General features: G+C 53.0%; 7 protein-coding genes. 2 read left to right on the top strand and 5 right to left on the bottom strand.

Annotated elements, in window-relative coordinates:
• Window positions 1–193: 193 nt before the first annotated feature.
• On the bottom strand, window positions 194–1,228 hold the full coding sequence (locus ACEW8P_RS02370; RefSeq protein ID WP_373511510.1) for a nucleoside hydrolase: 1,035 nt from the start codon (window positions 1,226–1,228) through the stop codon (window positions 194–196).
• Window positions 1,229–1,233: 5 nt separating this feature from the next.
• Window positions 1,234–2,493 carry a DEAD/DEAH box helicase gene (locus ACEW8P_RS02365; protein WP_373511509.1) on the bottom strand — a complete coding sequence of 420 codons (1,260 nt, stop codon included), beginning with the start codon at window positions 2,491–2,493 and terminating at the stop codon, window positions 1,234–1,236.
• 245 nt (window positions 2,494–2,738) lie between these two features.
• Here ACEW8P_RS02365 and msrB point away from each other — a divergent pair, with 245 nt between their 5' ends.
• Window positions 2,739–3,230, top strand: coding sequence for a peptide-methionine (R)-S-oxide reductase MsrB (gene msrB, locus ACEW8P_RS02360; RefSeq protein WP_373511508.1), 492 nt, complete (start codon window positions 2,739–2,741; stop codon window positions 3,228–3,230).
• Between the two features lie 203 nt (window positions 3,231–3,433).
• Window positions 3,434–5,923 carry a penicillin-binding protein 1A gene (locus tag ACEW8P_RS02355; protein WP_373511507.1) on the top strand — a complete coding sequence of 830 codons (2,490 nt, stop codon included), beginning with the start codon at window positions 3,434–3,436 and terminating at the stop codon, window positions 5,921–5,923.
• A gap of 43 nt (window positions 5,924–5,966) precedes the next feature.
• On the opposite strand, the gene ACEW8P_RS02350 is transcribed toward ACEW8P_RS02355, so the two are convergent.
• Genes ACEW8P_RS02350 through ACEW8P_RS02340 form a run of 3 tightly spaced genes read right to left on the bottom strand, consistent with a single transcriptional unit; the run spans window position 5,967 to window position 12,416 of the window.
• Window positions 5,967–6,851, bottom strand: coding sequence for an FHA domain-containing protein (locus ACEW8P_RS02350; protein ID WP_373511506.1), 885 nt, complete (start codon window positions 6,849–6,851; stop codon window positions 5,967–5,969).
• Window positions 6,852–6,869: 18 nt separating this feature from the next.
• A complete protein-coding gene (locus ACEW8P_RS02345; protein WP_373511505.1) occupies window positions 6,870–10,853 on the bottom strand; it encodes an FtsW/RodA/SpoVE family cell cycle protein in 3,984 nt (1,327 codons plus the stop codon).
• Window positions 10,854–10,892: 39 nt separating this feature from the next.
• Complete coding sequence (locus ACEW8P_RS02340) at window positions 10,893–12,416, bottom strand: serine/threonine protein kinase (protein ID WP_373511504.1); 1,524 nt, start codon at window positions 12,414–12,416, stop codon at window positions 10,893–10,895.
• Window positions 12,417–12,666: the final 250 nt, after the last annotated feature.

Raw genomic sequence — 12,666 nt, 5'->3', positions numbered from 1 at the left:
CAGGTGATTGCGTGTTTTTTACCCAAGGCCATTTCGTGGCTTCTTTAATAAATAATCTGCCATTCGAAACTTCCGGCGAAGCTTACCTAAAAAATATCCGGGTGCAGGAAGCAATCTACGCATCTTCCGCAACCCGGACTTTGGTTTCGTTGACGGCTTAAATCAACCGCGCAGAAAAATCGCCGATTTTCCCTTATTTCTTCTCCACCGAATACATCATCAAATCGTCAAATACCTTCGCCACCTGTTCTGGCATGATGCCCTTTTTTAGGTCGTTGACATACTGATGACGCGGGTCGTTGGGTTGCAGTCGCCAAAGCATGGTTCCGTCTTCGAAGATATGATTGTAGCCTTGTTTATTTAATACAAAAAACTCCTCCCAGCCTCGCACGGCGACGTAAACCGCAATGAAGTCAGCGCTATGGTGCCATTTGCGGTTCCAGGTTTTGAGGAAAACCTCGTAAGCCCGTGACACCGGATTAGACTGTGGTGGTAAGTCAAAGGTGCGGCTACCCGCCTGGAAAAGGTTGGCAAAATCGCCGCCACCCGTGAAAGTAATGACTGTTGGCCATCGTTGCGCCACTTGTTGCGCGGCGGCCGGGTCAGGCTTGAAGTTACCGTATCTGCCAGGATCATTTTCGTAGGGGTACCGTCCACCCATGCAAACCAGGTGCTTTACTTTTTTCCGAACCAGTTCAAGACCGCCCAGCGGACTGTTGCTGTCGGGGCGACTGTCGAGCAGGTAGGCAAGGTTGCTTAGGTAACCCACCGTGACGATGACCACGCTACTGTCAGGCTGGCCATTCAAGATCTTTCGGTACTGAGCCACGGCATCCGGCGCGTTTTCGCCCAATTCTAGGTCGTGCGGAAATTCCTCCGCCAAGATTTTGGCGTATTTCGAGTTGCGATAAACGCCAAAGGTTTTGACCGCCCCAATGGGGATATCGGGTTTCTTGAAATACGTATTGATAACGTCCACGGTCGGCACCGCCCAGGGATTGAGGCTACACACCATCGTCCCCAGAATCTCGACCTCACCTTTGTCAGCTAAGCCGTGCAACATGGCCAACGCTCCCACGTCGTCCACATCCGACTCCATGTCGGTGTCGAAAATTAGCTTGACCTGTGCCTTTGAGGGTGAGATCAAGGATAGGAATAGTACGAATACCGCCAGCAGCAGGCGTGCAAATGCTACTTGCTTAAAACTCGAAGTTAGCAGTGCCTTCATCTTTTCTAAGAACGTTCGTAGCGCGACTTGTTCGACCGATTACGGTTGGCTTTTTCTGGTGAAGGCCGACGCTGTTCGCGATTGGGCCGAGGGCCGCGCTGTTGCTGCTTGGGCGGCTCAGGATTGTGATCCATAAGTGGGAATGGATGATCACCGATGACGGGAATCCGTTGACCGATCAACTTCTCGATGTCTTTCAAGTATGCCTTTTCACTGGCGTCGCAGAAAGAATAGGCCGTGCCGTCGGCCCCGGCGCGGCCTGTGCGGCCAATGCGGTGGACGTAGGTTTCGGCAATGTTCGGAATTTCGAAGTTAATTACGTATTCCAGTTCGTCCACGTCGATGCCGCGGGCGGCGATGTCAGTTGCCACAAGTACGCGGGTAGTTTGGGCCTTGAAATTAGCCAGGGCGCGTTGTCGGGCATTTTGGGCCTTGTTGCCGTGGATGGCTTCGGCCTTAATGCCGCTGCGGTTCAGTACTTTTACCACTTTATCGGCCCCGTGCTTGGTGCGGGTGAAGACGAGTGCCGTCTTGATTTTCTGGTTGGCAAGTACGTGCAGGAGCAGAGCATTCTTGTTGCCCTTGTCCACAAAATAGATGTGTTGCTGCACCGTCTCCGCCGTGGTTGACTCGGGCGTGACCGACACCTTGGCCGGGTTGTCCAGAATGGTGTCAGACAGCTTGATGATTTCGGGCGGCATGGTGGCCGAGAAAAAAAGCGACTGCCGTTTGCGGGGCAAGGCGGCCAAAAGCTTCTTGACATCGTGGATGAAACCCATGTCGAGCATCCGGTCGGCCTCGTCGAGGACAAAGATTTCTATGTCTTTCAGCGAAATGAAACCCTGGTTCATCAAATCGAGCAAACGGCCCGGCGTGGCCACCAGAATGTCCACCCCGCGTTGTAGCGTTTTCGTCTGTGGGTTCTGGTTGACCCCACCGAAAATTACGGTACAGTTCAGGTTGGTATGGCGACCGTAAGCAGTGAAGCTTTCCTCAATTTGGATGGCGAGTTCGCGGGTCGGTGTAACGATCAGGCTTCGTATTTTGCGCCTGCCGCCGGACGTTTTTTCTTTGCTTAATAATTGTAAAATAGGAATGGCAAATGCCGCCGTTTTGCCAGTACCCGTCTGGGCACAGCCGAGCAGGTCTTTACCCTGTAAAACCAGGGGAATCGCTTGGGCTTGAATGGGTGTGGGTTCGGTATAGCCTTCCTCCTTGACAGCCTTCAAGAAGGTTGCATCGAGATTTAATGATTCAAAAGTCATTGATAAAATTCAGTTTTGTACATAAAAAAGGCCCGTCCAGGCGGAAACGCCCTCGGGCCCGGTCATAAAAAGCTGCAAGGTACGGTTTTATTAGGGGAAAGTTATGTTCGCGAAGGCGCAAGGGGTAAGGCGACCCGACGCGGGGTTGGTTCACACCCAGATAAACCAAAGTTTCGCTGTGAGCGTTAATTCAGGCAGATAGTATTTACGAAATATCAATACAATACAATATGAAAACGATAAGAATGATAACTCTCCTAAGTGCGCTTTTTGGCGTATTTTCCTGTTCGCAGGCGCAGAAAAATTCGGCCAACGTCAGTGATGCCAGCAGTGATTCCAAGCCCCGGCAAGTAGATCGTAGCGATACCGAGTGGCGGCAATTACTGGACGCCCAAGAATATTACGTACTCCGGCAGAAAGGTACAGAGCGGCCTTTTTCCAGCCCTTTGAATGATAATAAAAAGCAAGGGGTTTATGTCTGCGCCGCCTGCAAGACTCCGCTGTTCAGCTCCGATACCAAGTTCGACTCTGGTACGGGCTGGCCTAGTTTTTACAAGCCGCTGAACGCCAAGAATATTGAGGAGGATACTGATCGCTCGATGGGCATGGCTCGCACGGAAGTACTTTGCGATGTGTGCGGTGGCCACTTAGGCCACGTGTTCGATGACGGTCCCAAGCCAACAGGACTCCGCTACTGTTTGAACGGCGTGGCTCTCGAGTTCAAGCCCAAGAAATAAACTACGATTAAATCTGAGCGGAGCCGGACGCACCATCATATGTCCGGCTTTCGCTATCTTTGGGCCCGCCCAGGCACTCCCTCCTGGGGCCGACGAACGATCTGAACATGGAAGCCATTCGAGCTTTTTTCAATACAATTGGACAAACCCTACGCAGCGCAATACATTGGCTATCAGCGAAAATTAGAGCCGCTTTTTATGCTTTGAGCATAAAGATTTTCGGGCCGGGTCGCACGGATTCTTTTTTAGAGACTGCCAGCTCGAAGTACCAGGCCGTCCAAAGTTATTGGGCAGATTCGGTTGACACGCATTCCGCTTACTATAAGCCTATTGTACGGCTTTGGAAAATATTTGGCTGGGGGCTTTTTCTGGTTGTCTTCTACCTATTTTGTGTAGCGACCAACTTCCTCTGGCTCATGGGAAGTATGCCCAGTGTGGAGGATTTGCAGAACCCCAAACTTAACCAGTCCTCAGAGATTTACACCTCCGACGGCGTAATGATCGGCAAGTTTTACACCGAAAACCGTACGCCTGTTGGTTACGACCAAATTTCCCCCAATCTGATCGAGGCCTTGATCGCCACCGAAGACGAACGTTTTTATGACCATTCGGGCATCGACCTGCGGGCGATGGGGCGCGTGGCGGCAGGTCTGTTGACGGGCAACACCGACCAGGGGGGCGGTAGTACCGTGACGCAGCAGTTGGCAAAAAAACTTTTCAAGACCCGCCGTCGCTCGGCGCGAGGATTGCTGGGTGATATTCCGGTATTAGGTACGTTGGTGTTCAAAACCAAGGAATGGATTACGGCCATTAAGTTGGAGCGGAACTTCACGAAGGAGGAAATAATCACGATGTACCTCAACACTGTGGACTACGGCAACAACGCCTATGGTATCAACACCGCCGCCAAATCGTATTTCAGCAAGTCGCCCGACAGCCTCAGTGTTCAGGAAGCCGCTGTGCTGGTGGGATTGCAGAAGGCTACCACTACATATAATCCAATCCGTAACCCCGACCGCTCGCGGGAGCGTCGCAATGTGGTGCTGGGACGGATGGCAAACTTCAATTTCATCACGAAGCCTCAGGCTGACTCGCTCAGCCAACTACCCATTGAATTGAAAGTAAAGTTCGAGACGCCCTACGACGGCAACGCCAACTACTTCAAGAACGCTGTCGTGGATTATGTCAGGAAATGGGGCGAGGAAAACGGTTATGACCTTTATACCGACGGACTCAAGATATACACGACTATCGACTCCCGTATGCAGGAACACGCCGAAAAGGCGTTGGAGACCAAAATGCGCGATTTGCAGAAGACATTCGATCAGCACTGGGGGCGTGAGAATCCCTGGCGTGACGAAAACGGTAAGGAAATTCCTGATTTCCTGGAAAATGTTATCAAGCGTACCGGGCGTTACAAGTCGCTCGCCGCTAAATTTCCTAACCAGCCGGATTCAGTCAATTTTTATCTTAATAAAAAAGACACGATGACCGTCTATGACTGGAAGACGGGTGGCGCAATGACGCGGGTGTGGAGTTCAATGGACTCGCTGGAATATTATAAGCGAATCATGCGGGCTGGTATGATGGCCATGGAACCGCAGACGGGACACATCAAGGCCTGGGTAGGTGGCCTGGACTATAATTTCTTTAAGTACGACCACGTCAAGCAGGGCAAGCGACAGCCGGGTTCTACTTTCAAGCCCTTCGTTTATACCACTGCCATCGACGATACTACCTACAACATGACGCCCTGCGACCGCATCGTGGATAGACCCTACGTCCGCGAGATGATGATCAACGGAAAAAAACAACGTTGGGCACCCCGAAATTCGAACGGGTACTTTACGTACTCTAACATGACGCTGCGGCGAGCCCTTGCCCAATCGGTTAATTCGATTACTGTCCAACTCACCGAGAAAGTGGGGCCGAAGGATGTTATGCGCTACGCTGAGAAAATGGGCGTAAGCACCCCACTGCGGGCTGAAATGGGCATCGGACTGGGGATTTTTGATGTCTCCCTCTACGATATGGTAGCGGCTTATTCAGTATTCGTCAACTCCGGTACTTACACTACGCCTGTGCTGGTGACGCGCATCGAAGATCAGCGCGGTGCTATCATTGAGGAGTTTGTACCAGAGCGTCGCCAGGCTATCCGGCCTGAATCGGCCTTCCTGATGCGGCATATGCTCAAGGGCGGCGTTGAGGAATCGGGTGGCACATCCCGCGCGCTCTACAATTTTCCTGGGGTAGTTTCGCCAAAGGGAGAAATCGGTGGTAAGACGGGTACTACGTCCAACAACTCCGACGGCTGGTACATGTGCATCACGCCCGACCTGGTACTTGGTGCCTGGGTTGGTGGCGACGATCGCTCCATCCACTTTCGTAGCACTAATCTCGGTCAGGGATCACGCATGGCACTGCCTATAGTGGGTAGTTTTCTGGAGAATGTATATAAAGATAATTCGCTGGATGTAAAGCCACGAACCTTCTCACCTCCGCTGGTCAAAATTGAAAAGGAATACAAATGTTCCTACCCGGTTTACGAACCCGATACGCTGGAATTCGAACCAGATGAGGAGCCATTTATGCCGGAGGAAATTTCGCCTTCGTCCGGGCCACTCATCGGGCCTCCGCCACCTACAATGCCGGTTCCTTCGGTGGATTCGGTAAAGAAGCGGATTCCACAATAGGGTATAGCTCACTAGTTCACTCTAGCCGAATGTGGATGAGCCCTTATTGAAGCTCGAAGAGTAGCACTACTTCACCACCCAGTTCGATCTGATCTCCGGCATTGAGCGGATAGCCCATACCGGCAATATCCGCGCGCTCAGAAGTATCGTCCGGGTGGACGATTTTCGTTTTATTGCCACCGACGGGCAGACCACCGGGATCCACAAGAAGTGTGTAGCGCTTCTGGGCCATGTCGTAACGGATGGTGGCGTGCGCCCGGCTGACTGCCCCATTGCCTGCACCTTTAACGGGGTCGAAGCCGGGATCACCATCATTCAGGATTACGATTTCGTTGGTTCGCACCCGGCCCGATGCTGTTTGCGTAGTATACCCGCGACCGATGCAAAACGTAGTCCTGTTGGTCGGATCGAGCGTATACTCGATTTGCGCAGTCTGGCCTACCAGCGCGGTAATTTTTGCCATAAGGGGCGAAATGTCGGGTTTAGATTTGTCGAATACACTCAGGCCAAGATTTCCTTGCCGATAATTGCAATCAGGTAGTTGATCCGTATGAAAGCCATATTCAAGTCGCCAATTTTCGGGTAACGTAATATAATTATCGGCCAGTTGACGAGTGAGCTCCTCCCGAAACCTTCCCGGCTGACTCTTCCACAGCACTACCTGATAAAGTGCTTCTTCTTCAGGATTTCCACACAAAATATCTAGCCTGAGACCTGCGGGAGCAATTTCCGGTTCGTTTTGATAGGCTCGGAGTTTACTAACCACAAATTGTAGCACCTGTTCTCGTCGTTGCGCGGCTGGTGGCAGCCCGGATGGCGCTGACGCGGGGGTAGGTTCGGCGCGGTCTGCCCATGCAGGCGCAGTGGTTTCCTGCTTTTCTTCAGACGCAAATCCGAACATTTTTTTTACCTTTTCCAGTAGGCTCATAAATCATTGATGTTTGCTCTAAAAACTACCCAAATACCCTTGCTTTATCAAAATGGGTGCCACGACGGTATTCGCTAGTCTGATGGCCTGAGCCGAAGATCTGCTCAGCTCGATCCGTACGGCCACGACCGTATGTGACCGACCGTCTGGGGTGGGGGCGAAAAAGACGTACCATCCGTCATTCTCCTGCTCGCCCTGCACGATTCGCTGGGGGGTTCCTGTTTTACCAGCTACCCGGATGCCGTTGATCTTGCTGCGCCCCCCCGCCGGACTCGACTGCTGGATCATAAATTTCTCTAACTGTTCGGCGTACTCGGCCTGGCTCGCCAGACGTTCGCCTTTTCGGACGGGTTGCGGCTTACCCGCCTGGCCCACTACGTAGCGCGACGGTTGCAATACGCCTTGGTTGGCAATAGTACCCGCCATTCGGGCCAGGGAGGCGGGGGTCGATGTAAGCTGCCCTTGGCCCCATGCCAGGCCCGAAAATTCACCGCGGTAGCGCCGTGGGTACTGTCTGCTTTGGTACAGGTTCCGACGCACCACAAACGACGAGTCTTGCCAGTGCTGCCGAATCTGCCGACGCTCAGCCTCAGTATGGGTGTCCGAAAAGGAATAACCGCCAATCAAATCGATATTCATACCCGTGGCCAGGTAAAGGTCGGCCATTTCATTGTCTAGGGCATTGTCGTTCGCCGTTCTGATAAAATAAATATTGCTCGATCTGACGATTGCTTTTTGCATGTCCACAAACTCCCCACAAGGCTCCGATTCCCGCGCTCCGCGCCGGAATATTTCCCCGCACGAAATTAAGTAGCGAACCGTAGCCGCCGAGTGTCCCAGTTTGTTGAATGCCGCCATCGCCGTCAGGATTTTGGCCGTCGAGCCGGGGGCGGTTGCATACGTCATGCCCAAATCGCGTTCTGTTACCAGGTAGGGCAATTTTATCCGCTCCCGGTCCGACAACAGCATGACTTCGGGAGTTTTAAGATTGGGCAACGGGTGCAAGGCCGACGCGAGTACGTCGCCCGAACCCGCATCCAGTACCACCACCGAAAGCCGCTTATCATTGTATTCGGATTGGGCCAGAGCCTTTTGCAAGGTAACCTGCAGCCTGGCACTGATGCTCAGATGCAGGTCGCGATTCTGGGCTTTTCGCCGGGCCACCTCACGACTATCCAGGCCCGCCCGCAGGGCAGGGGCCAGTTCGCGGTAGTCATAGCTGGAAAGGGTTCGCGTCAGTTCAAGTGACGGGCTGAAGCGATCGGCGCGGTAGTCCGTAGCCAGAAGGGTGTCTTTACGGGGGCGGCTATTAAAACCCCTTAATTCGCTAAAATGAGCTGCTTCGGCGTAGTATCCGTTGCCTTGTCCCCAGAATAGTTGGGTGTTCAGATCACCGATCCAAAAAAACAACTGCTCGCCAAAGGGATAATATCGTTGCAAACGTTTCTTTTGCGTGAGCGCTTCCACCTGATCTCGCTTCAGGCCGACTCGACTGAGCCGGGTCAATTGCCGCGTGACCAGTTCCGGGGAACTGGTCGCCAGCACGAGGCCATGCCTGTCGTAAATAGTGCCCGATGACAGTACGCTGGCCAGTCGTTCAATTCTGGGATTATAGCTATAAATAGGGTCACCATTACGGGTCGCTACCCGCGCTGGCTGCACAATGTATTCGTTGCCCCGCCAGCCCACAATGGGTAGCAGTTGGCCAATCAGAATCATTACGCCAGCCAGAAATCCGGCGATGCCTGCCATAAGCACGGTATCGTAGTTTTTTTCCAAATACTGACGCTGCTCGACTACCCCAGGCCGATGCGCTACGCTAAACACCACGCCCATAGCCATCAGATTGATAATCAGCGAAATTTTTCCGTAACTCAGAAAGGGGACGCTGATTCCCGTCAAGGGCAGCAGCCCGATGGAGCCACCCGCGATAATCAAAAACTGTACTCCGGTGGCTATGGCAATACCAGCCACCAGGAAAAAGCTGAAAGGCTGCCCGGCGCGTCGGGCGTGCAGGAATATCCGGTGCAACAATAATCCAAAGAGCAGAAAAACGGCCATTAAACCCAAACCACCTAACTCTTCCCCAACGCTGGGCAAAATCATATCGGTGTGGGCGGCTGGCATGGCATTCGCGAACCCTTTGCCCAAACCCTGCCCGGTCCAGCCGCCGGAGGCCAGCGTCCAGAAACTATGGGCCAGGTGATCGCCACCGTACACATCGTTGTTCCAGGGGCTAAGCCACATAGCTTTGCGGTCGGCCAGGCGGCTACCGACGAAGGGTAACTGGTCTCCAAAGGTAAATAAAGCTATTACGAACAAGAGTAGTACGGGTGCCTCCGTAAGTAAGGCCCCCCAGCCCAGAACAGTACGGGAGCGAGCTTCACCCCGCCAGTACATATATCCAACCAGAATAACCAGACTGAGCATCGTGGCGATACCCCCAGGCAGCAACCATAAGGCGACGCCGTAAATAAGCCCGGTTGCCAGCGTAAGGAAGAGGTTGCCACGGGCGATGCTATAAAACAGCAGGAATGTGAAGCAAACAACCAGGGCGGGACCCATATCGCCCAGCAGGAGATACAGCAGCATGAGGAGTCCGGCACCTGCTAATGCCCCGAAGCTCACCGAAAAACGCCATCGCAAGTCGGGTAGTTGGCGGATTTGCTGCTCGTGGGCAGCGAAAAAACCCGCAAAAAAGACCAGCAGCAAGTACTTGGTAATTTCACTGGGTTGAAAGGTCAATCCCAGCACTGACAGATTCACTTGTACTCCGCTACCTTCCGGTCCTGAGCCGATGAACAGTGTCAACAGGGCCAGACCGACGGCCATTACCAGCCATGTCCAGCCAGACAACCGCACGGCCTTGCGATTATAAAAAGTGAAGAGCCAGTCGAACCACCAGTTGGCGTAGAGACGGCCGATATTTATCTGCGACACGATCATCATTCCAACTAAACCCGCTGCAACTCCCTGCAAGGTTTGCCAGGCGTGAAGGGTATCACGCAAGGGGGCCTGGATAGCCAGTAAGGTAAGCACCGAAATGCCCGTGAGCAGCATCAGGATAGGCAAAAGGAAAGGGTCAGGATGAAAGCGCCGCACGAACCAAAAGCCCTGCACGATCCAGAATGCCAACATGAACAATACTACGATCGACCAGAACTGCCCCGTAAAGGCGGTAGGTGTGCGAACGATGAGTGCGCGATCGCTTTTGAGCTGCCCATACACCAGTGAGCCAATGAGTCGTAATTGATGGGGACGAGCCGAAAAAGTGTAGGTTCGATCGCCGGTGAGCCGACTTGTTCCCCGGCGGCTGCCAAACTCGAAGCCCGGTTTGAGCGGAACAACGCTGTAACCCAAACCGACGGTCAGACCTGTAAAGGCAAACCGTCCTTGAGAATCCGTGCGGGCGTAGGCAAGGTAGTCGGGAAGCGTATCGGGCTGGGCGGAAGCGGGGTGGTGTTCGAGTCGCACCAGTACGTGAGCCATCGGCTGTTCGTCGTGCAAAACCTGACCCGAGATATCCGCCGGGCCACTCCCGATGCCGACGGTGGCCTGGTAGGACTTGGGAGCTTTTAGTTCGCTCACGTACTGCACAGAGTCGAAGCCCAGTTGCTGCCGGGATAACTCCACACGGCTTTGGAAATCCACCCCGCCAATCGGACTGCGCCAGGGGATTGGCGCCAACAGGGAGTACTCTTGCTTGTTGATCGCTCCCAGGTTGACGGGGGTGCCACTTTGCCGAAGTTTTGCGGCCAACGAATCGGCAACCAGCGCTCTGTCCTTGGGGTCACTGTAGTACTCGCCGCTGTTAAGCAGTTGCCGAATAGCAGTGGATTTCAAGCCCTTCGAAAGCGTCAAGGCCTCCCCAATGGCCAGGGCATTTTGGGCCTGGTTCAAGTCAGGCAGAAGGTTTATGTAAAGCCGCCCAAACAGCAGGAAAAGCACAATTGAGGCACCCAACAGATACAAGCGTCCGTTCGGATCAGAGGAGATTTTCATGTGAGCGCACTGCGGTAGAATTGGAACACCATGAATGAGTTAATCTAAGGAATCCAGGGTAGTAATATTCATAAGCGAATCTAACTCTCCGGAAAATCGGTAGTTCACAATCCTGGTGGTGAGACGGGTTCCCCGATTGCTGTTGGGAGCTTTTCTGGTCAGGGACGAATTGGGGCCGACCGGACTGAAATATACCTTCTCCGAACTGTACAGTCCCCCCTTTTCTTTGTAATAATTCACCTGAACCGCTACAGATGAAAAAGTGACCGAACTCGGATTACTCAATCGTAATTCTACATTCTTGATCCCACCGAGCAGGCCAACTTTAAGATCTTTAACCCTCACACTCAATTTTTTAGCTGCTGCCATTGCTTCCTGGTGGAGTTGATCACGTCGCAGCTTTGCCTGTTCCAGTTGATTTACCTGGCTTACTGTACTATCCGTCGTCATCGGGACTTCTACCGGGGTAGCCCCGTCAATCGGTTTGGAATTATCTACGGCATTGTAGGCATAGTAAAGGCCAAAAATACCCAACAGTACGGCGAAGGCTAGCACCGATAATTTTAATCCAGAAGGCATCGCCCTGCGGGGCTTCTGGCTCCGGGGAAGCCGCGGGCCGGGCAAGTCGGTATTCGTTGGTTCGGCATCAGTAGGTGGTTGCCGCAGTGCGGCGGGCGGGGGGCTGGCAGGATTGGTCAGACTTTCCCGGGTGGACTGCAAGTAGTTCAATTCAGCCTGTTTGAGGTGCCAGATCAGTTCATCGGGGTCGCTCAGTCGATCCGCTGTTTTTTTTTGCAATAAGCCCCGCAGCAAGTCCGTGAAAGAATCGAGCGACTGGCCGCGCTCCATGATTGCTAGCGCGGGAGGAGCCTCGGACAGTACCTTGTTCATGAATGTCACGATACCGGACTGATCGTCCAGAGAAAATGGTACATTTCCGTGAAGGCATTCGTACAGAACTACCCCCAGTGAATAGTAGTCACTCGCGATTCCTACGGCTTTGGGATCGTTGAATTGCTCAGGCGAAGCATATTCGTACGTCATCAGCGATTGGCCCGTCAAGGTGTTCGACTGCTCGTGCAGGCGGGCTACACCGAAGTCGGTTAGCAAAAAATGCAACTCTCCGCTGGGCATCGGACGGTAAAGAATGTTTTCCGGCTTGACATCGCGGTGAATGATGCCCTGCGGGTGAATGGCCTTAAAAGCACTGGCCATCTGCAGACCCAGCCGAATGGTAGTTGGGACAGCTATCGTCTGCTGGCCGGCAATAAGCTGACGCAAATTACCCCCCTCGATCAGTTCCATGACAATGTAGGGTAGTTCTGCCTCCAGCCGTACCTCCCTTACCTTAACAATATTGGGCTGGGCGATGCTGGCCATAATGGCCGATTCCCGCTCAAATCGCCGGAGTGTTTCGGAATCGGTGTTGAGGGCGAAATGTTTGATGGCCACCAGGTCGCCCGTAGCCAAGTGGCGCGCTTTGAGAATGCGGGCGTTGCTACGCCCCAACTCACTCAGAACTTCATAACCGGGAAAACGGGTGTCAAATCGAATAGTAGACATTAATGGTGCGACTCATTTACAAATTAGTGTGTGTATTGGATAGAAAAAAGCCATGTGATAGCGAGGTGGATAACGTCATCCAACGGCTTAACGCTTACTAAAATTAGTCTTTTGTACCCATATTTACAATTTGACTATCAGTTATTTGTTGCCCTTCGGTCTTTTGACTGGCGTATGGACGAATCAGGCATATTTCGAATATTGATCTCGATAACCGCATCAGCGAAGGTTTTCTGTCTTATCAACGCGC

The organism is Persicitalea sp., from assembly GCF_041751555.1.
Lineage (GTDB): Bacteria > Bacteroidota > Bacteroidia > Cytophagales > Spirosomataceae > Persicitalea.
Note: the sequence above shows the minus strand (reverse complement) of the source record. Positions and strands in the feature narration are given on the sequence as shown.